22 protein-coding genes and 1 riboswitch are annotated in these 24,343 nt (G+C 71.9%); of the genes, 8 read left to right on the forward strand and 14 right to left on the reverse strand.

All coding sequences use genetic code 11. The features are described from left to right. Both J8403_RS02065 and J8403_RS02070 read right to left on the reverse strand, forming a co-directional pair. The gene (locus tag J8403_RS02065; protein WP_211121548.1) at nucleotides 1-459 is read right to left on the reverse strand and encodes a MarR family winged helix-turn-helix transcriptional regulator; all 459 of its coding nucleotides are present in this window, start codon (nucleotides 457-459) and stop codon (nucleotides 1-3) included. Between the two features lie 111 nt (nucleotides 460-570). Further along, on the reverse strand, nucleotides 571-1,563 hold the full coding sequence (locus tag J8403_RS02070) for an ArsR/SmtB family transcription factor (protein WP_211121549.1): 993 nt from the start codon (nucleotides 1,561-1,563) through the stop codon (nucleotides 571-573). A gap of 127 nt (nucleotides 1,564-1,690) precedes the next feature. On the opposite strand from J8403_RS02070, the gene J8403_RS02075 reads away from it, so the two are divergent. Further along, nucleotides 1,691-2,920 carry an MFS transporter gene (locus tag J8403_RS02075; RefSeq protein WP_246585647.1) on the forward strand — a complete coding sequence of 410 codons (1,230 nt, stop codon included), beginning with the start codon at nucleotides 1,691-1,693 and terminating at the stop codon, nucleotides 2,918-2,920. Nucleotides 2,921-2,930: 10 nt separating this feature from the next. On the opposite strand, the gene J8403_RS02080 is transcribed toward J8403_RS02075, so the two are convergent. Further along, nucleotides 2,931-3,569, reverse strand: coding sequence for a cysteine hydrolase family protein (locus tag J8403_RS02080; RefSeq protein WP_211121550.1), 639 nt, complete (start codon nucleotides 3,567-3,569; stop codon nucleotides 2,931-2,933). A gap of 195 nt (nucleotides 3,570-3,764) precedes the next feature. On the opposite strand from J8403_RS02080, the gene J8403_RS02085 reads away from it, so the two are divergent. Together J8403_RS02085 and J8403_RS02090 are read left to right on the forward strand one after the other, a co-directional pair. After that, nucleotides 3,765-4,370 carry a TetR/AcrR family transcriptional regulator gene (locus J8403_RS02085; protein ID WP_211121551.1) on the forward strand — a complete coding sequence of 202 codons (606 nt, stop codon included), beginning with the start codon at nucleotides 3,765-3,767 and terminating at the stop codon, nucleotides 4,368-4,370. Further along, on the forward strand, nucleotides 4,367-5,374 hold the full coding sequence (locus J8403_RS02090; protein ID WP_211121552.1) for a DMT family transporter: 1,008 nt from the start codon (nucleotides 4,367-4,369) through the stop codon (nucleotides 5,372-5,374). Before J8403_RS02085 ends, J8403_RS02090 begins: the two co-directional genes overlap by 4 nt. Before the next feature lie 52 nt (nucleotides 5,375-5,426). On the opposite strand, the gene J8403_RS02095 is transcribed toward J8403_RS02090, so the two are convergent. From J8403_RS02095 to J8403_RS02115, 5 genes are all read right to left on the reverse strand, one after another. Then, nucleotides 5,427-5,768: a hypothetical protein gene (locus J8403_RS02095; protein ID WP_211121553.1), complete on the reverse strand. Its 342-nt coding sequence runs from the start codon at nucleotides 5,766-5,768 to the stop codon at nucleotides 5,427-5,429. A gap of 113 nt (nucleotides 5,769-5,881) precedes the next feature. Continuing rightward, complete coding sequence (locus J8403_RS02100) at nucleotides 5,882-7,687, reverse strand: FAD-binding dehydrogenase (RefSeq protein ID WP_211121554.1); 1,806 nt, start codon at nucleotides 7,685-7,687, stop codon at nucleotides 5,882-5,884. Nucleotides 7,688-7,842: 155 nt separating this feature from the next. Further along, nucleotides 7,843-8,226, reverse strand: a complete 384-nt coding sequence (locus J8403_RS02105) for a (2Fe-2S) ferredoxin domain-containing protein (protein ID WP_211121555.1) — start codon at nucleotides 8,224-8,226, stop codon at nucleotides 7,843-7,845. Nucleotides 8,227-8,270: 44 nt separating this feature from the next. Next, a riboswitch (cobalamin riboswitch) is annotated at nucleotides 8,271-8,448 on the reverse strand. 60 nt (nucleotides 8,449-8,508) lie between these two features. After that, nucleotides 8,509-10,434 carry an NAD-binding protein gene (locus tag J8403_RS02110; protein ID WP_211128042.1) on the reverse strand — a complete coding sequence of 642 codons (1,926 nt, stop codon included), beginning with the start codon at nucleotides 10,432-10,434 and terminating at the stop codon, nucleotides 8,509-8,511. Between the two features lie 224 nt (nucleotides 10,435-10,658). After that, a complete protein-coding gene (locus tag J8403_RS02115; RefSeq protein ID WP_211128718.1) occupies nucleotides 10,659-10,883 on the reverse strand; it encodes a hypothetical protein in 225 nt (74 codons plus the stop codon). A 201-nt stretch (nucleotides 10,884-11,084) separates the two neighbouring features. Here J8403_RS02115 and J8403_RS02120 point away from each other — a divergent pair, with 201 nt between their 5' ends. Further along, complete coding sequence (locus J8403_RS02120; RefSeq protein WP_211121556.1) at nucleotides 11,085-12,986, forward strand: glycoside hydrolase family 97 protein; 1,902 nt, start codon at nucleotides 11,085-11,087, stop codon at nucleotides 12,984-12,986. Nucleotides 12,987-12,993: 7 nt separating this feature from the next. Here the strand turns inward: J8403_RS02120 and J8403_RS02125 are convergent, their stop codons facing one another. The 6 genes from J8403_RS02125 to J8403_RS02150 form a co-directional block, all read right to left on the reverse strand. Then, entirely contained in the window at nucleotides 12,994-14,181 is a 1,188-nt protein-coding gene (locus J8403_RS02125; protein ID WP_211121557.1) for a hypothetical protein, read from the reverse strand. After that, complete coding sequence (locus tag J8403_RS02130) at nucleotides 14,178-14,756, reverse strand: hypothetical protein (protein WP_211121558.1); 579 nt, start codon at nucleotides 14,754-14,756, stop codon at nucleotides 14,178-14,180. Before J8403_RS02130 ends, J8403_RS02125 begins: the two co-directional genes overlap by 4 nt. 152 nt (nucleotides 14,757-14,908) lie before the next feature. Next, on the reverse strand, nucleotides 14,909-15,946 hold the full coding sequence (locus tag J8403_RS02135) for a PHP domain-containing protein (protein WP_211121559.1): 1,038 nt from the start codon (nucleotides 15,944-15,946) through the stop codon (nucleotides 14,909-14,911). A 66-nt stretch (nucleotides 15,947-16,012) separates the two neighbouring features. Beyond that, on the reverse strand, nucleotides 16,013-18,358 hold the full coding sequence (locus tag J8403_RS02140; RefSeq protein ID WP_211121560.1) for a glycoside hydrolase family 65 protein: 2,346 nt from the start codon (nucleotides 18,356-18,358) through the stop codon (nucleotides 16,013-16,015). After that, nucleotides 18,355-19,098 (reverse strand): HAD family hydrolase, encoded by a 744-nt coding sequence (locus J8403_RS02145; protein WP_211121561.1) that lies wholly within the window; start codon nucleotides 19,096-19,098, stop codon nucleotides 18,355-18,357. Before J8403_RS02145 ends, J8403_RS02140 begins: the two co-directional genes overlap by 4 nt. 89 nt (nucleotides 19,099-19,187) lie before the next feature. After that, entirely contained in the window at nucleotides 19,188-20,087 is a 900-nt protein-coding gene (locus J8403_RS02150; RefSeq protein WP_211121562.1) for a Gfo/Idh/MocA family protein, read from the reverse strand. 214 nt (nucleotides 20,088-20,301) lie between these two features. Between J8403_RS02150 and J8403_RS02155 the strand changes: the two genes are divergently transcribed. From J8403_RS02155 to J8403_RS02170, 4 genes are all read left to right on the forward strand, one after another. Next, entirely contained in the window at nucleotides 20,302-21,552 is a 1,251-nt protein-coding gene (locus tag J8403_RS02155; protein WP_211121563.1) for a YVTN family beta-propeller repeat protein, read from the forward strand. Between the two features lie 93 nt (nucleotides 21,553-21,645). Continuing rightward, nucleotides 21,646-22,149, forward strand: a complete 504-nt coding sequence (locus J8403_RS02160) for a MarR family winged helix-turn-helix transcriptional regulator (protein WP_211121564.1) — start codon at nucleotides 21,646-21,648, stop codon at nucleotides 22,147-22,149. Between the two features lie 73 nt (nucleotides 22,150-22,222). Continuing rightward, nucleotides 22,223-23,488, forward strand: coding sequence for an MFS transporter (locus J8403_RS02165; RefSeq protein ID WP_211121565.1), 1,266 nt, complete (start codon nucleotides 22,223-22,225; stop codon nucleotides 23,486-23,488). Between the two features lie 104 nt (nucleotides 23,489-23,592). Further along, the gene (locus J8403_RS02170) at nucleotides 23,593-24,327 is read left to right on the forward strand and encodes a heparin lyase I family protein (RefSeq protein ID WP_211121566.1); all 735 of its coding nucleotides are present in this window, start codon (nucleotides 23,593-23,595) and stop codon (nucleotides 24,325-24,327) included. Nucleotides 24,328-24,343: the final 16 nt, after the last annotated feature.

Below are 24,343 nucleotides of genomic sequence, written 5' to 3' on the forward strand. Positions count from 1 at the left end.
CTAGTGGTGCCAGGCATGTCCGCCCGTGTTGTGGATGAAGCGCTGCAGCACCTTCATCGTCGTCAGGTACTCCTCGTCGGAGATGCCTGCGTGCCGCTCCGTCCACAGCTCGTCCTGGAGGGCCGCGGCCTTGTCGAAGAAGGTTCTGCCCTCCGCCGTGAGTCCCAGACGTCCCTCGGCGTCCTCGGTGATCCAGCCCTGGGCGATGGTCCGGTCGATCTCCTCCTCCATGACCGCCGGGCCCGCTTCGAGATAGTTGCCGAGGAGGTCGGACACCTCCTCGCGGGTCTTGTCCGGGTCGGCGTGGGCGACCTGCGCGAGGACCCACCACTGTGGCTGGGTGGTACCGATCCCGGCGAGCGTGCTCTGGATGCGGGTGACAACGGCTTTGTACGCCGCCCAACTCCAGTAGCCGATGGGCTGCCGTATCAGTTCGGCGTCGCTGTGGGAGTACTCCATGGCCGGTCCCTCCGTCGTTGCGTGAACTCGTTCGACGAAATCGACCGTAAAAGTTGAACCGAACGTGAAGTCAAGGACGTACGGGTGAGGCTCTGCCCCGCCGCCACGGCCTCACCCGTACGACCCGTCCGGGGCCGCGAGTCGGTCGCCGAGGGTGCTTCGCCGGTACAGCACCTGCCGTCCGTGGCGTGCCCGGGTGACCAGCCCCGTGGCATGCAGCACCCGCAGGTGCTGGGAGACGGCGCTCGGCGTCACCCTGAGGCGGCGGGCGAGCTCCACGGTGGGCAGTGGCTCCTCCAGGAGGCCGAGAAGCCTCGCCCTGGGCGCGCCGATGAGCGACACGAGAGCGGGCGCGGCGTCGGTGGGCGCCGAGGCCCAGAGCGTCGCCACTCCGCGGCTGGGATAGACCAGCGACGGTGCTTCCTCCGGGCTCAGCGGGGGCGCGGGCTTGTGCGCGAAGACCGAGGGCAGGAGGAGCAGTCCCCGGCCGGAAGCCGCGACATGGTGCCGGCTGATCATCTTGGCGATGTACAGCACCCCGTTGTGCCATCGCAGATCGGGGTGCATATCGGCGAAGAGCAAACGGGCGCCGCCCATGGCCAGTTGCCGCGCGCGATAGGTCATGTCCGCCTCCACGACCAGTCGCATCTGCGGCCACATCGGCTTGACGGCGATCTCCCAGTACTGCCGCAGGAGGGCGCAGATGGTGTCGCGGAGTGCCGCGACGGGTGCGTCGTCGGCGGCGGTGGCGTCGCGCAGCGCCGGGGGCAGCGGATCCGGCGCGTGGGTGGCCGGCAGGTCGCGGCGGACCAGGCCGGGAGGGGTCCGGCGGACGACGGCCAGTTCGTCCTCGAAGGCCGGGGCGAAGCTCGCGGGCCGCGGAGTCAGAAAGTCCGGGAGGGTGCGTCTGCGCGCCACCAGGGACATCAGCAGGTCCGTGTCCAGGTCGCCGAGTCCGCCGAGCACGGACCTGCGCCACGGGAGGTGCACCGCCGACAGGCTCGGGTCGTGCAGCACCCGCAGGCTGAACACCGTCTCGTTCAAGGGCGATACGGCGAACCGCGTGTCCGCCAGGTCCTCGACATCGAGCGCGAAGCTGATCATTGAGCCGTACGCTACATCGATTGGCAAGGGCACGCCGGTGCCATGGACTTCAGCCCATGACGCATCCCACGCATGCACAGGCGACGGCCGTGGCGACCGGTGCCACCGATGGCCGGTGGACTGACGCATGAGCCGCCGTATGGTCCTGATCCTCGCCATCACCTGCGCGGTGGCGGTGGGCAACATCTACTTCCCGCAGTCCATCGCCCCGCTGGTCGCCGACGGGCTGCAGGTGTCAGCCGGCTCGGCCACCCTGGTGGTGACCGCCACCCAGGTCGGCTACACGGCCGGGATCGTCCTGCTGGTGCCGCTCGGCGACCGGATCCCGCACCGCACGTTCCTCGTCGTCCTGCTCGCCCTCACCGGCCTGGCCCTGCTCGCCGCGGGGTGCGCACCGGCCCTGCCGCCCCTCGTCGCCGCCAGTGCCCTCGTCGGCCTGACCACGGTGGCCGCGCAGATCGTGGGCCCGCTGGCGGCCGGACTGGTGGCCGCCGACCGCCGAGGAGCGGTGATCGGCACTCTGCTCAGCGGATCGACCGGAGGCATGCTGCTGGCCCGCACCTTCAGCGGCACGCTCGGCGAGTGGCTGGGCTGGCGGGCCCCCTATCTCGTGGCCGCGGTCCTGGCCCTGCTCCTCGCCGCCGTCCTGGCGTTCGCGGTGCCGGCCACGGCCCCGGGCTCCCGGCAGTCCTATCCCGCGCTGCTGGCCGAACCGCTGCGGCTCCTGCGCACCGAGCCGGAGCTGCGCCGCTCGTGTCTGTACCAGGCGACCGTCTTCGGTGGATTCTCGGCCGTCTGGACCTGTCTGGCGCTGCTCCTCACCGGTCCGGCCTACGGGCTGGGCGCCCAGGCCGTCGGGATGCTCGCCCTGGTCGGCGCGGCGACCATGTTCTGCACCCCGCTCGCCGGCCGCCTGGTGGACCGCCGAGGGCCCGATCCGGTGAACCTCGTCTGCATGCTCGGGGTCCTCGTCTCCGCCCTGATCCTCGCCGCGGGCGCCCGGGGCGGCACGCTGGGCCTGGCCGCCCTGACGGTCGGCACGCTGCTCCTGGACGTGGCGATGCAGTCCGGCATGGTCGCCAATCAGGCCCGCGTCTACGCCCTGCGCCCAAACGCCCGCAGCAGACTCAACACCGCCTATATGACCTGCGCCTATCTGGGCGGCAGCGCGGGTTCCTGGCTCGGGGTCCAGGTCTGGGCCCGGGCCGGCTGGTGGGGCGTGTGCGCACTCGTCACCGTCCTCACCGGGATCGCCCTGGTCCGCCACCTGACGCCGCGCCGATCCCGGGAGAGCCCGCCCCGTGCGGAGATCCCGGAGGGCCGCGTCATCGGTTCCGGCTCGGCCCCCGCGCCGTAGAACACGGCCGCTACACCCCGGAGCCCTCCCCCGGCAACGCGGTGAGGAGCTCGCTCGTGGTGAGGATGGCATGGGCGAACGTGGGGCCGTTCAGCTCATGCGCGGAATGCATCATCTCGGGTGTGGCGGCGGCGGTGGCGTCACGGACCAGCGTGACCTGGTAGCCGAGCTCCATGGCGAAGCGCCCGGTGGACTCGATGCAGGTGTTCGCCAGCAGTCCGACGAGGATCACATGGGTGATGCCGTGCTGCCTGAGCTGCATATTCAGGTCGGTGTTGGCGAACCCGCTCTGCGCCCAGTGCTCATGGGCCACCACCTCCCCCGGCCGCGGCTGGAAGTCGGGATGGAACTCCCCGCCCCAGGTGCCCCGGGCGAAGCTGTGCCGGACCATGATGTTCCGCTGGGTCGGGTTGGGGTGGGTCCACGACTCGTAGTCACCCGGCTCCCAGCGGCGGTGCGGGACGAACACCACCCGCACCCCGGACTGCCGGGCGGTGCCGACGACGGCACGGAGGTTGTCGAGCAGACCGACCTTCTGGGCCACGCTCTGCACGACCGGCCAGACCTTGCCTCCCTCGGAGAGGAAGTCGTTGTACGGGTCGACGAGCAGCACCGCCGTTCGCCGGGGGTCATAGGTCTCGGCTGCCATGATCTCTCCTCCGCCCTCTGGAAGATCACCATCGCCCGAGCAGGCCACGTCCTGGCCCGTTCGAGTGCCCGCCGTTCTGCCGCTCAGTCGGCGACGGCCGTGGGGGCCGACCGCTGGTGAAACCCACTTCCCGGATCTCCCATCGCCCCTCTACAGTAGGTAGACCTACCTACCTAATCTGTCGGGGTGCATGCGATGAGTGAGACCGGTACGAGGACGACGGATCCCGGCAGGCGGCGGCCCGCCCGGGAGCGCCTGCTGGCGGCCGCCGCGCGGCGCTTCTACGCCGACGGCGTGACGGCGACCGGAATCGACACGATCACCACCGAGGCCGGCGTGGCGAAGATGAGCCTGTACAACAACTTCTCCTCCAAGTCCGATCTCGTCAGGGCCTATCTCGATGCCCGGCACGAGGAGTGGCTCGCGCTGTACGCCTCCCGGCTGGAGCGGGCCCAGAACCCCCGCGAGGGTGTCCTCGCGGCCTTCGACGCCTACGCCGATCACGCGGCGTTCGCCTACGAGCGCGGCTTTCGCGGCTGCGGGCTGCTCAACGCGGCCGCCGAGCTGCCCGCCGGAGACGAAGGGCGGAGTGTCGTACGCCGCCACAAGGAGCAGGTCGAGCGCCTGATCGCCGGGCATCTCGAAGAGCTGCTGCCCGAGCGCCCCGACGACGTGCGCACCATGGCGGAGCACCTGTCGTTCCTGTTGGAGGGCGCGATGGCGCGGGCCGGGCTGGAAGGCGACGGCAGCCGGCTGCGGCACGCCCGCGCGATGGCGGCGGCCCTGCTGGACAGGCTGTGAGGCGGCCCACCGGACACGGCGCCCGTTCGGCGGGCGCCGGATCGTTGTGTGTGCTCGCCGCGTCCGTGCTGTGGGGCACCACCGGCACCGCGGCGACCTTCGCCCCGGACGTCGGGCCCCTCGCCATCGGCGCCGTCGCCATGGGCCTGGGCGGGCTGCTCCAAGCCCTGGTCGCGGCCCCCCGCATCGCCCGTCAGGCCCCGCGGCTGCGGGCGCGGCGCGCCACCGTACTGCTCGGCGCGTTCGCGGTGGCGGTCTACCCCCTGGCGTTCTACAGCTCGATGCACCTGGCCGGAGTGGCGGTGGGAACCGTGGTGTCGATCGGCATGGCGCCACTGGCCTCAGCCGTGATCGAACGGGTCATGGACCGGCGCCGGCTGACGCGCCGCTGGACACTCGGCGCCGCCCTGGGCCTCCTCGGCACCCTCATGCTGTGCGCGGCCCAAGCCGCTCAGGCCCCCGGCGGCCGCGAGCAGCCATCCATGGCCGCCACGATGCTCGGCGTGGGGCTGGGCCTCATCGCGGCCACGACCTACGCCCTCTACTCCTGGGCGGCGCACCGGCTGATCACCCAAGGCATCGCCTCCCGCGCGGCGATGGGCGCGGTGTTCGGCCTGGGCGGACTGCTCCTCGTGCCCGTCCTCCTGGTCACCGGCGCGCCGCTGCTCGACTCCGGGTCCAATATGGCCGTCGGTGCCTACATGGCGGTGGTGCCCATGTTCGCCGGCTACGCGCTGTTCGGCTGGGGACTGGCACATGTACCCGCGAGTACGGCGACCACGCTCTCCCTGCTGGAGCCGGCCGTCGCCGCCGTGCTCGCCGTGCTGGTCATCGGCGAGCGCCTCCCCGCCGTCGGCTGGACCGGCATCGCGCTCGTCCTCGCCTGCCTGGCCGTCCTCACCGCGCCCACAGCCGTCCCCGGGCGGCGCCGGCAGCGGCCGGAAGGCGTGAGCACGGCAGCTGAGTACACCGTTGCCCGGACGGGCCCCGGGCGGGTGCCGTAGCCGCATCCGCCGACGGGCGGGGCGGGCGGCGGACACTCCGCCGCCCGTCCGCTCACTCCGCGGCGGAAAACCGCTTCGCGAGGTCGCGATGCCGGTCCGCGGCCAGCTTCGCCTGGGCCGTGCTGATGGTCGATCCGGGCATCCGCCCCAGCCGTTCGAGCTCGTCCGCGAAGCGCAGATGCTCCAGCCGCGCGTATTCACGGCAGGCAAGGCAGGTGACGTTCTCCGGCCGCGGAGAGGTCATCGCGTACGGCGCCCGCTGCCCGCATCCGGTGGCGATGTTGCTCGGCAGGTCACCGGCCAGCCCGAAGGTGGACGCCATCATGTTGCGGACGGCGGCGACGCCTCGGACCACCTTCGACTCCACATGGATATGCGGATCGTCCCCGCCCATGCACCCTCCCCTGCCCCCGGCGACTTGACGGGCCGGGATGCTCCCGGCCGCCCGCGGACCGCAGGAGGAGTCTGCCATGTGTCCGGTGCGCCACCGCCGCCGCGCCCGCCGGTTCAGGTCGCGGTCGCGGCCGCCGCCGCACGGCCCGCGGCGCGGCCCGAGAACAGGCAGCCGCCGAGGAAGGTGCCCTCCAGGGAGCGGTAGCCGTGCACTCCCCCGCCGCCGAAGCCCGAGACCTCACCGGCCGCGTACAGGCCGCTGATCGGGTTGCCGGAGGCGTCCAGGACCCGGCCGGTGAGGTCGGTCTGGAGGCCGCCGAGGGTCTTGCGGGTGAGGATGTTGAGGCGCACGGCGATCAGCGGTCCGGCGGACGGGTCCAGGATCCGGTGTGCGGAGGCGGTGCGGCTGAGCGTGTCCCCGGGGTAGGCGAGCGCGTTGCGGATGCCCATGACCTGGACGTCCTTGGTGTACGGGTTGGCGATCTCGCGGTCGCGGGCCTCGATCTGCCGGGTGAGGTCGGCCAGGTCGATGAGGTTGTCGCCGGTCAACTTGTTCATGCCCGCGACCAGTTGGGGCAGGGTGCCCGCGACGACGAAGTCCTCGCCCTTGTCCCGGAACCGCTGGATCGGCTCGGGTGTCTGCCAGATGCGGGAGAGGAGCTGCAGGATGTCCTTGTTGGTCAGGTCCGGGTTCTGCTCGGAGCCCGAGAGCGCGAACTCCTTGGCGATGATCTTCTGGGTGGTGACGAACCAGGAGTAGTCATAGCCGGTGGCGGTGATCGTCTCGAGGGTGTGCAGGGTGTCGTAGCCCGGGATGTCGGGGGTGGAGAAGCGCTTGCCCTTCGCGTCGAACCACATCGACGAGGGGCCCGGCAGAATGCGGATGCCGTGGCCGGGCCAGATCGGGTCGTAGTTTCTGAGGCCCTCGGTGTAGTGCCACATGCGGTCGGGGTTGACGATCCGTCCGCCCGCCTTCTCGGTGATCGCGAGCATCCGGCCGTCCACATACGCCGGGACGCCGGTGACCATGAACTTCGGCGGTGAGCCGAGCCGGTCGGGCCAGTTCCGCCGTACGAGATCGTGGTTGGCGCCGATGCCGCCCGAGGTGACGATCACCACCGGGGCGTTGAGCTCGAAGTGGCCGACCACGGTGCGCGAGGTGGGCTTGCCGCGGGCGGCGTCGCTGGGCTCCAGGATCGCGCCGCTGACCCCGGTGACGGCACCGCCGGTGACCACCAGATCGTCCACCCGGTGCCGGAACGTGAAGGTCACCCGCCCGTCCTTCGCGGCGGCCCGCACCTTCTTCTCGAACGGCTCGACCACGGCCGGACCGGTGCCCCAGGTGACATGGAAACGCGGCACCGAGTTGCCGTGCCCGTCCGCGAGGCCGCCGCCGCGCTCGGCCCAGCCGACGATCGGGAACCACCGCACGCCGAGCCCGTGCAGCCAGGACCGCTTCTCCCCGGCGGCGAAGTCCACGTACGCCTCGGCCCATTTGCGGGCCCAGTAGTCCTGGCCGCCGGGATCAAAGACGCCACGGTCGAAGCCGGCCGTGCCGAGCCAGTCCTGCCAGGCCAGTTCATGGGTGTCCTTGATGCCCATCAGCCGCTGTTCCTCGGAGTCGACGAAGAACAGGCCGCCGAAGGACCAGAACGCCTGGCCGCCGAGGTTGCTCTCGGGCTCCTGGTCGAGGAGGAGCACCTTGCGTCCCGCGGCCGCCAGTTCCGCCGTGGCGACCAGCCCGGCGAGCCCGCCGCCGACCACGATGGCGTCCGCGTCCGAGGACGCCCCGGAGGCGGCGAAGGCCGGGACCGCCGCCTGGGCGAGCGCGGCACCGGCGAGCACACCGCCCGCCGCCGTCAGGGCGTGGCGGCGGCTGATCCCGGCCGGCGAGGCGGAATTCTCTGTGGAGTTCTCCATGGGCTGCCTTCCGGAAGGGGTTCGGAGGGTGCGGGAGATGCGAAGGGGATTGCCGCGACGGCAACGTGTTACCGACGGTAGCCCACCGGGTGCGGGGCCGCCAGACTCCTGCCCCCGATGAGCAACTCCCGTACGCCGCAGGGAACTTCGGACGGTCAGCGCCCGCCGGATGTTGACTCGGGCGAGGCGCTCCGCCGTGGCGAGAAGGCGTACAGATCGAGGATGTCGGGCAGCGGTGCCACCCCGGGACCGCCCGCCGCGACCCAGGCCACGATGTCCTGCGTCGCGTCCGTGTCGTTGACCAGCCCGAGCCACACCGGCCTGCCCCCGGCGGCACGTCCAGCGGCCGACGGCTGCACCACGACCACATTGGCCTGATCGCAGACGTCCAGACACTCGGAGACGCGTACGGGCACCTCCTCACGGAGCCGCGCGAGCTGCGCCGCATGGTCGATTCCGGTCACCTTGGGGCTGCCGCAGCAGCAGTCCCGGCATACGGTCACCCGGCAGGGCACCGGGTCGGTCGGCCTGACAGGCATGGCGCATCGCCCTCCTCCGGGGAAGTCCGCCCCGGTTTGCGTCGAGGAGGCGACCGCGTGAGTCTCCTGGCTCTCGGGTCGATGCTCGTCCCGGCCTTCCCACCCGCGCGTACGGGCAGTGGCCTGTTCGGGATCCGCTCGCCGATCACAGTGGCGGCACCGCGCCGGATTCACACCGGCTTCCTCGTTCCGCCGTCGCCCTTGTCGCCCGGCATCATCGCATCCCGGGCACCGCCGCACCATGTGGCCCCCGCTCGCGGGAGGGCCACGGACGGGTCGGCGTCAGTCGCGGCGGGCCGCCGCCCCCGCGAGGATTTCGCCCAGGCCCTGGCGGGTGGCCGCCAGCACCACGCGGTCGTGCGGGCGCAGGACATAGCCGGGGTGCAGATCCCACACCAGGGCGGGCTCCTGGGTGGCGCCGTCGTCACGAGGCGCCGCGGCGAGGTCGCGTTGCCGGTCGGCGGGTTCCGCCGCGTCCAGCGCGATCACCCGCCAGGCGCCCGGCGCGAACGCCTCGGCGACGGTACGCCCCTCCAGTTGCGGATGCCCGGCGACATGCAGGGCGGCGAAGAGCAGCACCCTGCGCTCGACCGGTATGGCGCCCAGGATCTGACGCCCCATCATCGCCCCCGCGAACGCCGGTGCCGCCAGGCTGGAGACGCTGCGGCTGCGGGTGAGGGCCCGCGGATGGGCCGCGCGCAGTGTGCGGTAGACGGCGGTGGCGAAGCGGTCGTCGTACAGGCGCAGCGCCACCCGCAGCCGGGGCTTGACCGAGCGGGCGTACAGCGTCGCCTCCAGGTTGGTGGTGTCGACGCTGGTCAGGGCGAGCAGGGAGTGTGCCCGCTGGATCTTGGCGGCCTCCAGGACGCCCTCCTGGGTGACATCGCCGATGACCGTCGGCACCCCCAGCCTGCGGGCCAGCGGGATGCCGCGCGCCCCGGGGTCCTCCTCCACGCACACCACGGGGATGTCCATCTCACGGAGTCTGGCCAGGACGCGGGTGCCGACCTTGCCGAGCCCGAGCAGCACGACATGGCCGGAGAGGCCGCGCGGAGGGCGGCGCAGCGCGGAGGCGGTGCGGAAGGTGCCCAGCGCTTCGAGCGCGGCGGCCACCAGGACGGGCAGCATCAGCAGTCCGATCAGCCCGGACAGCAGCTGGAGGACTTTGCGCCCGGTCGGCTCGTCCAGCGCCGGGTCGTCGATCGCCAGCACATCGAGCACCGTGAGGTAGGCGGCGCGGAGCAGACCCGCGCCGGTGAGCTGCCAGGAGGCGATGGTGAGGGCGAGCACGGCGATCGCCATTCCGGCGACGGACCAGCGCAGCCGGCGGGAGAACAGCGAGGCGAGGGGCAGTCTGCGGGTGCCGAGCCGCCGGGGCGGCAGCGGTGGTCCGGTGGCGGAGACGGCCTCCAGCACCACCGTGTCGCGCCCGGTGGCGGCGGCCACTTCCTCGTCTCCGGGCAGCAGCTTGGGCCCTTCGTCGCCGCTGCTGTCGGAGCCCTCGCTGCCGCCGGGGTCGCTGGTGGTGGACGAGAGCAGGGCGAGGGTGCACAGCCCCGGGCGGGCCACCTCGTCGGGGCCGGGCGGGGTGCGCTCGGCCGCGCGCAGCAGCAGCCCGTCGGCCTGCAGGACTTTGCTGGTGCCCGCGACGGCGGTGGCCGCCAGGGCGGGCGCCGCGGTGTCGGCGTCCGACAGTACGGTGGTGGTGGCGTCCAGCTCTGCCGGGTCCATACCGGGATCCGCCACCCGCGCCGCCTCGTCGAGGAGTTCCTCCAGATGCTGGCCGAGCTTGCGGTTGTAGAGCCGGATCACCAGCCGCAGCCGGGGGTTGAGGCGGCGGGCGCGGAGGGCGGCGTGGATGTTCGCCTCGTCGTCGTCATGGACCAGGGCGAGCGCCGTCGCGTGCTCCGCGCCCGCCTCGGTCAGCACCTCTTCGTCGAGCGCCGGGACCTCCATGACCCGCACTCCCCCGTCCGGAGCGGGGTCGTCCGCGGTCTGCCGGGGCAGCGGGACCCGTCCGACGGCCGCGCTGAACCGGCCGAAGAGCGCGGAGGTACGGCCGCCCGGCCACCATCCCGCCGCCCGCTGCCCGGCCGGGTCCGCCAGGGGCGCGCCGCCGGGGATGACGACCGTCACCCGGGTCCGGTAGACGTAGTGGAGTTCGGCGGCGAGGCGGTGGGCGAGCGCGTCGTCACCGCACACGACCATATGGGCCGCCCCCGAGGGGATCGGCGGGGCGGAGGTGGAGGTGGAGAACACGACGGCGAAGCCCCCCGTTGGTCCGTGATGCCGTGGGTCGTCCGGGCGGGGTACGGCGGCCGCGGTCTCCGGCGGCCGGCATCCGCGCTCCGGCGGTCATGATCAGACCGTACCTGGTGGGCTGTCCAAGGGAGTTGGGCACCGGGGGCGGGCGGCCGGGGCGCCCCGTGCGCTCACTCCCTGGGGGCTCCGCAGCGCGCACAGCGGGCGAAGGACGCGGTGTCCTGGATCGCGCCGCAGTCGGCGCAGACCCGATCCAGCCAGCAGGCGGGCTCCCCGCCCTCGGGCTCGGCGCGCGCCGGGTCCGGGTCCGGGTCCGCCGATTCACTGTTCGCGATCTGCCGGTTCACCGTTTCCCGGTTCGCCGTCTCCCGGTCCGGGTCGCCGGGTCGAGCCATGCCGCTCATCGTGTGCGCCTCCCTGTCCGGACCGTACGCGGGTCCATCCGCCGACCCTCCACCCGTGGCTCCATCCCGGGAAGCGGTCCCACTATAGATCCGATCTCTCAACCGCCAATGACCCTTGACGGGGCGTAATGACGCCCGCCCCCTCCCCAGTTATCGGATGACTCGGTAACGTATCCGCCTCGGGAGGCAACAATGCCGAGATCTTACCGACGCTCCGCTGTGGCATTTCTGCTCTGCGGCGTCCTGGCCATGACGCTCTTCATCACCGGGCCCGCGCAGGCGAAGGACTCCGCCTGGACCGTGCGAGGCCCCTCACCCCACTCCGGTCCCCTCGCGCAGCTGCGGCTCGACGGAGCCTCAGGAGCGCTGACGCTCCAAGTGTCCCGGGGCGGACGGACCGTGGTCGAACCCTCGCCCGTGGGCATCGTCACCGAACGGGCGGATCTGTCGCACGGGCTGCGCTACCTGGGGCGCCACGACCGCACCGTCGTGGAGCGCTACCGGTCGACGGTCGGCAAGGAGCGCTCGCGCACGGCGCGGATGACCGAGACCCGCTTCCGGTTCCGGGGCAGCGGGAGCGCCCGGCTGGACCTCGTGGTGCGGGTCTCGGACGACGGGGTCGCCTATCGCTATGTCCTGCCCTCCGGCAGCGGCGATGTCCTCGGCGAGACCTCGGCGTTCACCCTGCCCGCGGACGCGGCCGCATGGCTGGGCGACTACCGCAAGGACAACGAGAACCTGTTCAAGGAGTACACCGCCGCGACCGCGCCCACCGGTGAGTACATGTCCCAGGCGCTCTTCGAGACGGCGGGCGGCTACGCCCTGATCGCCGAGTCGGATCTCAGCGGCCGCTACTCCGCCGCCCGGCTGATCCATCAGCAGGGGCAGCCCACGTACCGCATCGGGCTCTGGGACCAGCGGGTCGCGTCCGACGGACCGCTCAGCACACCCTGGCGCGCGATGATCGTGGGCGATCTGCCGACCGTCACCGAGTCCACCTTCACCGACGATCTGGCCCCCGCGTCGCGGGTCGCCGACACCTCGTGGATCCGGCCCGGGCCCGCGCTGTGGACCTGGCTCGCGGGCGGCAAGCCGGCCGGGCAGAGCCTGTCGATGCAGAAGGGGTACGTGGACTACGCGACCCAGCGCGGCTGGCCGTATGTGGTGGTGGACGCGGGCTGGTACTTCGACCCCGACCAGTGGGACGTCACCGACCCCGACTGGCCGCGGAACAGCTGGATTCCGCAGCTCGTGGACTACGCGCGCGAGCGCCATGTGGGCATCCAGGTCTGGATCCACCACCGCGACCTCGACACCGCCGAGGAGCGCGAGCTGTGGCTGCCCACACTGGAGAAGTGGGGGGTGAAGGGCGTGAAGATCGACTTCATGGACTCCGAGGCCCAGGAGACGCTGCGCTGGTACGACGAGATCCTCAAGGCCACCGCGGACCACCATCTGCTCGTCAACTTCCACGGCTCGACCATCCCCAAGGGCATCCAGCGCACCTGGCCGCAGGTGATGTCGATGGAGGGGGTGAACGGCGAGGAGAAGCGGACCAACACCCCGCAGCATCTGGCGACGCTGCCCTTCACCCGCAATGTCATCGGCTCCATGGACTTCACCCCCGGGGCCTTCCACCGGGCCGAGCGCCCCAACGCGGGCTCGGACGCGGGGGAAGTCGGCCTGTCGGTGCTCTACGAGTCCGGTATCCAGGATCTGGCGGGCACCCCGGAGTCCTATGACGCCCGTCCGCTCGCCCGCCGCTTCCTGGAGCAGATCCCCGCCACCTGGGACCGCACCCGGCTGCTGACCGGGCGGCCCGGTGAGAGCGCGGTGCTGGCCCGCGCCGACGGCTCGCGGTGGTTCATCGGCGGTACGTTCACCGGCCCCGCGCACACCGCCGAGGTGCCGCTGCGGCTGGAGCCGGGCCGCTGGCTCGTCGATCTGATCCTGGACGGCCCCAACGGTCTGGTCCGCACGCCCACGGTGGTGCGCGGCGGGCAGACGCTGTCCGTGCCGGTGACGGCGGACGGCGGGTTCGCCGCCATCGCCTGCCGCTGGCGGCCCGGTCTGTCGACCTGCGACCGTCCCTGACCGTCCCTCACTCGGACACCCCGTCCAGGACGCCCGTCCAGATCCCGATCGCCGGAATACAGACGCCGGCCGCGAAGACCCATGCGGCGGCGACGGCACGGGCGTAGGGGGCGGGGTGGCCGCCGGTCCATCCGCGGGAGAGGGCCAGCAGCCGATCGGCCTTCTGCCGCGTCGGGTTCTTCTCCTGCTGATGGGTGAGGAAGGCGGACAGCCGGTCCGCCGACTCCGCGTCCGTGACCGCCTCGGCGTCCGCCCGCATCTCCATCAGCGTGACCAGGACCCGGCCCGCGCGGCTGTTGGCGTAGAGGCCGCAGGTCAGGGTGAGGAGGAAGACGGTGATCGACGTGACAGTCTGCGCCGAGGTCTCCACGGGGGTGACGGCGAGGGCCGTCACCCCGTCGTAGAACACGGCGGCCTTCCCCGCCGCCGGCGCATGACGCAGATAGCGCCGACGCATCGGATCACCGTGGCGCAGATGCGAGATCTCGTGCCGGAGCAGGACCGCCCCGGCCGGGCTTCTGAGCAGGGTGCGCCAGCTGCGCGGGATGGCGACATGCACGGTGGGCCTGCGGATGTTCAGGGTGACCGCGTGGTAGACAAAGGTGCCCGCGACCGCCCAGAGCGCGGCGACCAGGATGATCGCGGGCACCAGGAGACGCTTCCCGTCGAACGGCAGGGAGATCCGGTCCTGCAGTACGGCGAAGGCCAGTCCGCCCGCGGCGCCGACGGCCCAGACGGACTTGCGGCGCTGCAGTCGCGTCCCCCAGTCCTCCATCCGGCCCAGCCGTCCCGGGGACGGCTGGGGGACGTGGACCACCTTCAGGTCGGCCACCGGGGACCAGCTGGAGACCGCGTCCAGCCGGGCGGTGTCCAGTCCGGCGGAGTGGAAGGTGTCCCGGACGGGCACCCAGCCCTTCGCCGACCAGTCGACCGGGTGCGGCGCCTCCTCGGCCTCACGACCGCTGAGGGAGTCGGCCCGCCACTCGTTGACGAGGGGCAGCAGGAAGACGACGAGGAGGACGAGGACGGCCAGGAACGCGGTGGCGCCGACCGCGGCCGGCGCGGACAGCCGATTCTCCCCTGTGGTCAGCACGCTCGCCCCGGTGGCGGGCGCCGCGCACAGCGGCCCGATGAGCACGGTCCAGCAGGTCCGCTCGGCCCGGCGCAGCCGGCGGACCGGGGACGCGGCGGTCATGGACGGCCGGGCCCGGCGGGGTCCGTACCGTCGTCGGCGTCGCTGTCGTTTTCGCCGTCGCTGTCGTTTTCGTCGTCGGCGCCGGGTTCGGAGCGGATGAGCGCTTCCGCCTGGATCCGTACGACGGCCCGTACCGTGTCCGGGTCCACCTCCGGGGGGAGCAGTAACTCCACCGTCACCCGCCGGGCGAGCCCGGCCGTGCTGTCCTCGTCCTCCTCGGTGTCCGTCCCGCCGGTGGCGGCGTCGCCGCGCAGGCAGCGCCTGAGATAGCCGACGGCGTCCCGCAGTCCGCGCTGGACGGCCATGTCGGTCGCGGTCGAGAGCACCGTGAAGGCGATCTGGCCGAGCACGGACAGCCCGATGGTGAGATACACATGGGTGTCGACCGCGGGCGCCCCGCTGAGGTCGTCGAAGAACTCCCCGGCGCCGGGCACCCGCCGGCGGGCGCGCGTCTCCTCGGCGAACTCCTCGAAGAGCTCCTCGTGTTCGTCCTCGGCGACGGCGCGCGCCGAGGCGTCGACCATCGTCAGGATCCGCTCGATGGCGGCGTCGTCCAGCTCACCCATGTCCGTCATGCGTTCCCCCCGGTGCGCCACACCCCCGGCGGGGCGTGCGACGCCTGTACGGTAGTCCGGCCGGGGGAGATGATGTAAGGACTTACCGCAAATAGCTGATTGCATCGTGCATTTCGCGTATGGCCGCCGATGCGCACGGCTGAGGGAGGCCGTCAGCTCGCACGGCGCGGGGGCCGGCGCGTGCGGGTCCACTCCACCAGCTGGCGCGCCGTCCAGGTGGTGATGACGCGCTCCGCCGGCACCCCGCATTGCACGGCCCGGGCGCATCCGTTGCGCTGCCAGTCGAGCTGGCCGGGCGCGTGGGCGTCGGTGTCGATGGAGAAGAAGGTCCCCGCCCGGACGGCCTCGCGCAACAGCCTGCGCGGGGGATCCAGCCGCTCCGGACGGCAGTTGATCTCCACGGCGGTGCCCGCCTCCGCGCAGGCGCCGAAGACCTCCTCATGGTCGAAGGCGGACTCGGGGCGCTTTCCGCCGAGCAGCCGTCCGGTGCAGTGGCCCAGCACATCGACCAGCGGATCGCTGACAGCGGTGACCATCCGGCGGGTCATGGGGCGGGCGTCCATCCGCAGCTTGGAGTGGACCGAGGCCACCACCACGTCCAGCCGGTCCAGCAGCTCCGGCTCCTGGTCCAGGGAGCCGTCCGGGAGGATGTCCACCTCGATCCCGGTGAGCAGCTCGAAGGGTGCCAGCTTCGGGCGCAGCTCCGCCACCACGTCCAGTTGGGCGCGCAGCCGGTCCGCCGAGAGGCCGCGGGCCACCGTCAGCCGCGGGGAATGGTCGGTGAGCACCGCCCATGCGTGTCCCAGCCGCGCCGCCGTACGGGCCATCAGCTCGATCGGGGAACCGCCGTCGGACCAGTCGGAGTGCATATGGCAGTCCCCGCGCAGCGCGGCGCACAGCTTCGCCGCGTCCTCGTCGGGCTCCGACTCGGCCTCGGCGGCCTCGGCCTCCAGCTTCGCCAGGTACCCGGGCACCTGGCCCTGCAGCGCCTCCTGGACCACCTGGGAGGTCTTCGGTCCGAGCCCCTTGAGCGACCGGAGGGTGCCGTTCGCGGCACGCCGCTCGACCTCCTGGGGGTCCAGACCGGCGAGCACCGCCTGGGCCGTGCGGAAGGCACGCACCCGGTAGGTCGGCGCCTGGGCGCGCTCCAGGAGAAACGCGATCCGGTCCAGGGCCTCCAGAGGGTCCATCGCGCGCTCCTCGCTGTGTGGGACGTCCTCGCGTGTGTCCGGCGTCGCCGTGTGTGCCTCCGCGGCTCAGGCGCGGCGGTTCGGGCGTCGGCCGGGGGGCTGGTGGGGTTCGGGACGTGCCGTCAGCTCGGCGATCTCGCAGGTCTGGGGGTTCTTCTGGGAGACGGTGATGGGCCGGCCGTAGTGCCGGATCTCCATGGGGGCGCCCTCGGCCAGGGAGTAGGTGACACTGCGGCCGGTGATCTCCACGCGCAGCCTGCGGCCCAGCACCTGCATGGTGAAGGCGAGCCGGGCCAGCTTCTCGGGCAGCTTGGGCGAGAACTCCAGCCTGCCGTCGCGGTGCCGCATTCCGCCGAACCCGGCGACCAGGGCGATCCAGGTGCCGGCGAGCGAGGCGATGTGCAGACCGTCTCGGGTGTTGTGTTCCAGGTCCTTCAGGTCCATCAGGGCCGCCTCGCCCAAGTAGTCGTAGGCGAGCCGCAGATGGCCGACCTCGGCGGCCATGACGGCCTGGGTGCACGCGGACAGGGAGGAGTCCCGGACCGTGAGCCGTTCGTAGTAGTCGAAGTTGCGTGCCTTCTGCTCCTCGGTGAAGCACTCGCCGCGCAGATACATCGCGAGCACCAGGTCGGCCTGTTTGACGACCTGTTTGCGGTACAGGTCGAAGTAGGGGAAGTTGAGCATCAGCGGGTACTGGTCGGCGCGGGTGCCCTGGAAGTCCCACTCCTGGTGGCCGGTGAAGTCCGCTGACTGCTCGTGGACGCCCAGGGCCTTGTTGTACGGGACCGACATGGACTCGGCCGCGTCCCGCCAGGCGGCGGCCTCCTCGTCGTCGACGCCCAGTTCGGCGCCCTTGTCCGGATGGCGTTCGATGATGTCCGCGGCGGCCCGCAGGTTCGACTGGGCCATGAGGTTGGTGTAGACGTTGTCGTCGGCGATGGCGCTGTACTCGTCGGGGCCGGTCACCCCGTCGATATGAAAGCGGCCGTGGTGGTCGTGGTGGCCGAGGGAGCGCCACAGCCGGGCGGTCTCCACCAGCAGTTCCACACCGGTCTCGCGCTCGAACTCCTCGTCGCCGGTGGCGGCCACGTAGCGCACCACCGCGTCCGCCACATCGGCGTTGACGTGGAAGGCCGCGGTGCCGGCCGGCCAGTATCCGGAGCATTCGGAGCCCTCGATGGTGCGCCAGGGAAAGGTGGCGCCGTCGTGGCCCAGTTGCTGGGCCCGCTCCCGGGCGGCGGGCAGGATGGACTGGCGCCAGCGCAGCGCCTCGGCCACGGACTCGGGGAAGGTGTAGGTGAGCAGGGGCAGGACGAAGGTGTCGGTGTCCCAGAAGGTGTGGCCGTCGTAGCCGGAGCCGGTGAGGCCCTTGGCGGGGATGGCCCGTTCCTCGGCGCGGGCGCCGGCCTGCAGGACGTGGAAGAGCGCGAAGCGCACGGCCTGCTGGATCTCGGCGTCGCCCTCGACCTCCACATCGGCGCGGGACCAGAAGTCCTCCAGCCAGGCGCGCTGCTGGTCCACCAGGCCCCGCCAACCGGTGCTGGCGGCCCCGGCGAGCGCGGCCTCGACCTGGTCCCGTACGGCGGGCAGCGAGCGGGCGCCCGACCAGCCGTAGGCCACCAGCTTCTCCAGCCGCAGGACCTGGCCCGGCTCCAGCACCGAGGTGATGGTCAGGCGGGCGACGTCGTCGGCGCTCTCGCTGGCGTGGCGGGTGGGCGGCGGCCCGGTGATGAGGTGGTCGGCGGCGACCGCGACGCGCAGGTCGCTGGCCTCGGTGCAGTGGATCAGCCGCAGCCGCTTGTCGTTGGCGGCGTTCTCCTCGGGGTTCAGCGGGGACTCCAGGGCCTCGGCCACCCGGGGGTCGCCGGCGCGCTCGGGAAGCTGCTCGTTGGCGACCAGTTCGGACTGGACGACGACGCGGATCTGGGCGTCGACGGCCTCCACCTCGTAGGCGACGGCGGCGATGGCCCGCTGGGTGAGGGAGACCAGCCGGGTGGAGCGGACCCGCACACTGGTGCCGGAGGGGGAGGTCCATTCGCAGGTGCGGTGCAGCACCCCGGCGCGCAGGTCGAGCACGCGCTCATGGGAGCGCAGCCGTCCGTAGCGCAGGTCGAAGGGCTCGTCGTCCACCAGCAGCCGGATGATCTTGCCGTTGGTGACGTTGATCATGGTCTGGCCGGCCTCGGGATAGCCGAATCCGGCCTCGGCGTAGGGCAGCGGACGCCGTTCGTAGACGCCGTTGAGATAGGAGCCGGGGAGGCCGTGGGGCTCCCCCTCGTCGAGATTGGCGCGCCAGCCGATGTGGCCGTTGGAGAGCGCGAAGACCGATTCGCTCTGGGGCAGCAGATCGAGCCGGAGATCGATCTCCCGCAGCATCCAGGGGTCGACGACATATGAGGAATCGGTGATCACGAGTCGTCCTCCAGCAGCTCGGCGAGATCCTTGACCACGATGTCCGCGCCGTGTGCGCGCAGCGCGTCGGCCTGGCCCACCCGGTCCACGCCGACGACACAGCCGAAGTGCCCCGCGCGCCCGGCCTCCATGCCCGCCAGGGCGTCCTCGAAGACGGCGGCCGCCTCGGGCGGGGTGTCCAGCTCCCGTCCGGCCTCCAGGAAGGTGTCGGGGTGCGGTTTGCCGGGCAGTTTGCGCTCGGCCGCGACCACACCGTCGATCCGCACCTCGAAGAGGTCCTCGATACCGGCGGCGATCAGCACATCGCGGCAGTTGGCGCTGGAGGAGACGACCGCGGTCCGCAGCCCCTCGGCGCGCGCGGCCTCCACGAAGCGCACCGAGCCCGGGTACGCCTCGACTCCCTCCTCGCGGATCTTCTCCAGGACCAGGATGTTCTTGCGGTTGCCCAGGCCGTGCACGGTGTCCGCGTCGGGCGGATCGTCCGGTCCGCCCTCGGGCAGGTCGATGTGCCGGGAGGCCAGGAAGGTGCGCACCCCGTCGGCGCGCGGGCGGCCGTCCACGTACTCGTCGTAGTCGCGGGCCGAGTCGAAGGGACGGTAGGAGGGGCCGTCGCGCCGCCGCAGGAACTCGTCGAACATCTGTTTCCACGCCGCCGCGTGCACCACGGCGGTCCTGGTCAGCACGCCATCGAGGTCGAACAGGCAGGCCCGGACGGAATCGGGCAGGCTGAGCTTGGTCATGGGCCCCGATTCCCCCGGGAACGCCGGAATATGCGGGGCGTGACGGTGAGATCGGGGCCTTTCGCCACTCAGCGCGGCGCGGCGGTCACTCAGCGCGGTACGACGGTGCGCCCCTCGCGCCGGGAGCGGTCGGCGGCCTCCAGGACGGCGACGACCTCGCGGCCGAACCGGACGTCGCAGGGGTCGGCCGCGCCCCCGTTACGGGCGCCGCTCAGCAGTCGGTCGACGGCCACGGCGAAGGCCGCCACCGCGCTGGTCCCGGCGTCGGGGACTACGGCGATCCCCCGCTCGCCGTAGAAGTCGCAGGAGAAGCCCTGGGCGGCGGGCCGGGCATCCAGGGTGAGCGCGAGCGTGCCGATGGCGCCGGACTGGTGGCGCAGCAGTACGTGCGCGGCGCCGCGCGGCCCGTCCACGGCGGTGACCTCGGCCACCGGGCCGAGGACCGGGAGCAGGACGGACAGGGAGTGCGGGCCGACGTCCCACAGTCCGCCGCGCTCCCGCCGCCAGTGGGATCCGCCGTAGTGGCCGCCGGGCTGGAAGATCGAGGCGAAGGCGGTGGCACGGCCACCGTCCCAGCCACCGGCCGCCGCGGTCTCCCGGAGGAAGGTCTCGACGGGCGCCGCGAAGCGGTTGGTGAAGAACACCACCGAGGCCAGGGCGCGCTCGTCGACGGCGCGCACGATCCGGTCGGCCTCCTCGGTGCCGAACGCCAGCGGCTTGTCCAGGAGCAGATGGCGCCCGGCCAGCGCGGCCCGCTCGGCGAGGCCGCTCTGGATGTCCGGTGGGAGGGCGATGGCCACGGCGTCCACGTCGGCGATCAGCGCGTCGGCGTCCGCGTGGGCGCGGGTGCCCCAGCGGTCCGCCAGCGCCCGCGCCTTCGCGGGGTCGCGGCCCCAGATCCCGGCCAGTTCGGCCTCGGGGTGCGCGGCGAGCGCCGCCGCGTGGGTCTCGGCCGCCCAGTGTCCGGTGCCCAGCAGTCCGAACCGCACTGTCCGTCCCCCTCCGCGCGAAGTGCCGGGGCCTTCCCCCGAGTCGGCCGCGATCCTACGCCCGTGCGGCCCACCCGCTTCGGCCGAGGGCGGTACGCCCCTCCCCCGCTTGGCCGCCGGCGGATGCCGGTGGGCGGGGGCGGTGCCAGGGTGAGGCCATGGCCGGCCACGGTGCGGGTGACGGCCGAAGCCCACCCTCACGCTGGAGGAACCCGTGGCCCGTGGCTCGTCCCGCTCCCACTCCCGCGCGCTCCGGCGGCGCGCCACGGTCCGGGCGGCGGCGGTCCTGCTGCTGTGCGGGGCCGCGGTACCGTCCTGCGCCTCCACCAACGAGCACCGGCCGGACCGGGCGGAGTCGGCTTCGGCGCGGCAGAGCGCGCTGAAGGCGGCCGCTTCGGCGAAGGCCGCGGCGAAGAGGAAGGCCGCGCTGGCGCAACTGCTGCCGGGGATGCCGCCCCCGCTGAACCCCCATGACCTCTACGCCGCCGACCGGCCGGGGAAGCTGGCCCGGGCGGTGAAGGACTTCCCGTCGCGGGTGTACGTGCCCAATACGCTCTCGGACACGGTGAGCGTCATCGATCCGAAGAAGTTCAAGGTCGTCCGCACCATCCAGGTGGGCCATCAGCCGCAGCACGTGGTGCCCTCGTGGGATCTGAGGACGCTGTGGGTCAACAACGACCTGGGCAACACCCTCACCCCCATCGACCCCGCCAACGGCCGGGTCGGCCGCCCGGTGGACGTCCATGACCCGTACAACCTCTACTTCACCCCGGACGGAAAGTACGCCGTGGTGATGGCCTCCATGGACCGGGCGCTGGTCTTCCGGGACGCGCACACCATGAAGGTGGTCAAGTCGGTGCCGGTGGACTGCTACGGCGTCAACCACGCCGACTTCTCGCCGGACGGGCGCTACTTCATCGTCTCGTGCGAGTTCTCCGGTGAGCTGCTGAAGGTGGACACCGCGAAGAAGAAGGTGGTCGCCAAGCAGCGGCTGCCGATCGCCGGGGCCATGCCGCAGGACGTCAAGATCTCGCCCAACGGCAAGACGTGGTACATCGCCGACATGGTGGCGAACGGCCTGTGGGTGCTCAACGGCGACACCTTCGGCAAGCCGAAGCTGCTGCCCACCGGAAAGGGCACCCACGGCCTCTACGTCAGCCGCGACTCCCGCTCGATGTACATCTCCAACCGCGGCGAGGGCACCATCTCGGTGCTGTCGTTCAAGACCGGCAAGCTGGTGCAGCGGTGGCGGCTGCCCGGCGGCGGAAGCCCCGACATGGGCGGGGTGTCCAGCGACGGCAAGGTGCTGTGGCTCTCGGGCCGCTACAACGCGGAGGTCTACGCGATCGACACCCGCAACGGCCGGCTGCGCGCCCGGATCCCGGTCGGCGGCGGTCCGCACGGGCTCGCGGTCTATCCCCAGCCCGGCCGCTACTCCCTCGGCCACACCGGAATCTTCCGCTGAGGCGGCCTTCCCGCGCGCGCCGTGGGCGGCTGTGAGGCTCTGCACAGCCAGCTGCATAGGCTGCCTATATAGAGGCATGATATAAATCTAGATGTGGAATACACACAGCAGTCCGGCCCCCGGGAACCCGACGTCCCCGCGACCCGTGAGCAGGTCGCGGAGGCGCTGGAACAGCTGGCGTTCCTCGCGGTGCGCCATCTGACCAACCGGGACATCAGCTTCACCACGGCCTCGACCCTCGGCCGGCTCAGCCGGGAGGGGCCGTCCCGGCTGACGGCCCTGGCCGCCGACGAGGGTGTCACCCAGCCCTCGATGACCCAGCTGATCCAGCGGCTGGAGCGGCAGGGGCTGGTGACCCGGGTCGACGATCCGCACGACGGGCGGGTGGTGCTGGTGGCGATCACCGACGCCGGCCGGGAGCTGCTCGCCGAGCGGCGCCGCGGCCGTACGAACCGGCTCGCCGAACTGCTGGCCACCCTCTCCCCCGAGGACCAACAGGCACTCGCCACCGCCGTCCACGCCGCCGCCCCCGCCTTCCAGCGGCTGGTCGACAGCGCGGCACGGGCACGGAAGTCCCCGGGGAGTACCGCTTCCTGATCAACCGGCACCCTGCCGCGCCACGGCATTGCCATGTCGTCACGGCTGGGACCCTGAAACGACGGAGCATCTTTTGTCCGCTCATCCCAGCGCCCCCAACCCCTTCAAGCAGCCGAAGGCCGTATGGGCGGTCGCCTTCGCCTGCGTGATCTCCTTCATGGGCATCGGCCTCGTGGACCCGATCCTGCCCTCCCTCTCCTCCCAGTTGCATGCCACACCGAGCCAGGTGTCGCTGTTGTTCACCAGCTATCTGGTGGTCACCGCCGTCGCCATGCTGGTCACCGGATTCGTCTCCAGCCGCATCGGCGCCAAGCGCACCCTGGTGGTCGGTCTGGTGCTCATCGTGCTGTTCAGCGCGGCGGCCGGGGCGTCCGGCAGCATCGACGGGATCGTCGGCTTCCGGGCCGGATGGGGCCTGGGCAACGCCCTGTTCATCGCCACCTCGCTCGCCGTCATCGTCGGCTCGGCCAGCGGTGGCTTCGCGGGCGCGATCATCCTCTACGAGACCGCCCTGGGCATCGGCATCGCGATCGGGCCGCTGCTGGGCGGTGAGCTCGGCGGGATCAGTTGGCGCGGACCGTTCTTCGGCGTCTCGGCCCTGATGGCCATCGCGCTGATCGCGACCATCGTGCTGGTCCAGCCCACCCCGACCCCGGCGCGCCGGGCCTCGATCGCCGACCCGATCAAGGCACTGCGCCACCGCGGGCTGCTCACCATGGGGCTGACCGCGCTCTGCTACAACTGGGGCTTCTTCACGGTGCTGGGCTATGCGCCGTTCCCGATGGACCTGGGCACCCATGAGCTCGGCTATGTCTTCACCGGCTGGGGTCTGCTCGTCGCCTTCTTCTCGGTCTTCGGCGCCCCGTGGCTACAGTCGCGGCTCGGCATAGCCCGCTCCCTGTATCTGAACCTCGCGCTGTTCGCGCTCGACATCCTCGTCATCGGCCTGTTCACCGACTCGAAGACGACGCTGATCGTGGCGGTGATCGTGGCCGGTGCCTTCATCGGCATCAACAACACCATCACCACCCAGGCGGTGATGACCGTCGCCCCCGTGGAGCGGCCCGTCGCCTCCGCCTCCTATGGCTTCGTCCGCTTCATCGGCGGCGGTCTGGCCCCGTACGCCGCGGGCAAGATCGCCGAGCACAGCGGCGTACACCTGCCCTTCTACATCGGGGCCGCGGCGGTCGCACTGGGCATCGGCGTCCTGGCCAGCGGGCATTCGCTGCTCGCCGAGGCCGAGCGGGTCCAGGCGGCGGAGGCGGCCGGACACACCCCGGCCGAGGAGCGGCGGGAGACGCTGGAGAAGCAGGCGCTGGAACTCGGCTCGGCCGGCTGACGCGAGGGACGGGCCCGGCACGATACGCGGGCAGGTATGGACCAATTCGAGGGGCTCCAGTACGGTGCGCACACCATCGAACGGGGGCCCTTCCGAGGAGTGGCATGGCTTCCTTACGGTCCACCCAGCGCATCGCCGGGCTCGGGTTCGCCCTACCCGCGGCCGTGGCGGTCGCGGGTCTCGCGTTCGCCTGGCCCGCGGACGCCGCGTTCATCTGGGACGGCGACGCCTCCGGCGGCACCAAGATCTACGGCCTGCTGAACTGCGACTCCCCCGGCAGCGTCACCGCCGTCTCGGACGCGCAGCGCGGCAGGATCTGGAAGTACGACAAGCCGAGCGGCAGCAATCGCTGCGAAAGCCACGGCATCGCCGTGGACGGCTCGAAATACGCCTTCCGGAACGGCGGGACCTACTGGTTCGGCTGGTCGAGCAAGCTCTCCAGCACGGTCGACAACAACGCCACGTTCCAGTGGAAGTCCTACGGGGATCACATCCAGAACTGGCCGGTGGTCCTGAAGACGCTCGGCGGCCGGACCACGATGATCCAGCGGCAGCCCGGCAACCAGGTCTTCACCATCTGGTCGACCCCGGCCACGGCGAACACGTGGAACCACTACACCATCGGGCTGCATCTGTCCGACGAGACCAAGGGCGGCTGGGTCGAGCTCTGGGTCAACGGTCGGCAGCAGCAGTTCGGCGACGGCACCACCCGGTGGGCCTGCCGCACCTTCGACAGCAGCAATGACCCCAAGTGGGGGGTGTACGGGGCCGAGAACAGCCGGGTGGTCAACTACATCGACGACCTCAAGGTCGGCACCGCACGCGGCGACGTCGACTGACCCCGAGGCCCGTGCC

Source organism: Streptomyces yatensis (assembly GCF_018069625.1).
GTDB lineage: Bacteria > Actinomycetota > Actinomycetes > Streptomycetales > Streptomycetaceae > Streptomyces > Streptomyces yatensis.

Coding starts and splice junctions, on each gene's coding strand:
- J8403_RS02075 (WP_246585647.1), top strand. CDS start 1,691: ATGAGCCGCCGTATGGTCCTGATCCTCGCCATCACCTGCGCGGTGGCG.
- J8403_RS02145 (WP_211121561.1), bottom strand. CDS start 19,098: ATGACCAAGCTCAGCCTGCCCGATTCCGTCCGGGCCTGCCTGTTCGAC.
- J8403_RS02100 (WP_211121554.1), bottom strand. CDS start 7,687: ATGGAGAACTCCACAGAGAATTCCGCCTCGCCGGCCGGGATCAGCCGC.
- J8403_RS02170 (WP_211121566.1), top strand. CDS start 23,593: ATGGCTTCCTTACGGTCCACCCAGCGCATCGCCGGGCTCGGGTTCGCC.
- J8403_RS02065 (WP_211121548.1), bottom strand. CDS start 459: ATGGAGTACTCCCACAGCGACGCCGAACTGATACGGCAGCCCATCGGC.
- J8403_RS02120 (WP_211121556.1), top strand. CDS start 11,085: ATGCCGAGATCTTACCGACGCTCCGCTGTGGCATTTCTGCTCTGCGGC.
- J8403_RS02110 (WP_211128042.1), bottom strand. CDS start 10,434: ATGGTCGTGTGCGGTGACGACGCGCTCGCCCACCGCCTCGCCGCCGAA.
- J8403_RS02085 (WP_211121551.1), top strand. CDS start 3,765: ATGAGTGAGACCGGTACGAGGACGACGGATCCCGGCAGGCGGCGGCCC.
- J8403_RS02135 (WP_211121559.1), bottom strand. CDS start 15,946: ATGGACCCTCTGGAGGCCCTGGACCGGATCGCGTTTCTCCTGGAGCGC.
- J8403_RS02080 (WP_211121550.1), bottom strand. CDS start 3,569: ATGGCAGCCGAGACCTATGACCCCCGGCGAACGGCGGTGCTGCTCGTC.
- J8403_RS02130 (WP_211121558.1), bottom strand. CDS start 14,756: ATGACGGACATGGGTGAGCTGGACGACGCCGCCATCGAGCGGATCCTG.
- J8403_RS02115 (WP_211128718.1), bottom strand. CDS start 10,883: ATGGCTCGACCCGGCGACCCGGACCGGGAGACGGCGAACCGGGAAACG.
- J8403_RS02105 (WP_211121555.1), bottom strand. CDS start 8,226: ATGCCTGTCAGGCCGACCGACCCGGTGCCCTGCCGGGTGACCGTATGC.
- J8403_RS02095 (WP_211121553.1), bottom strand. CDS start 5,768: ATGGGCGGGGACGATCCGCATATCCATGTGGAGTCGAAGGTGGTCCGA.
- J8403_RS02070 (WP_211121549.1), bottom strand. CDS start 1,563: ATGATCAGCTTCGCGCTCGATGTCGAGGACCTGGCGGACACGCGGTTC.
- J8403_RS02125 (WP_211121557.1), bottom strand. CDS start 14,181: ATGACCGCCGCGTCCCCGGTCCGCCGGCTGCGCCGGGCCGAGCGGACC.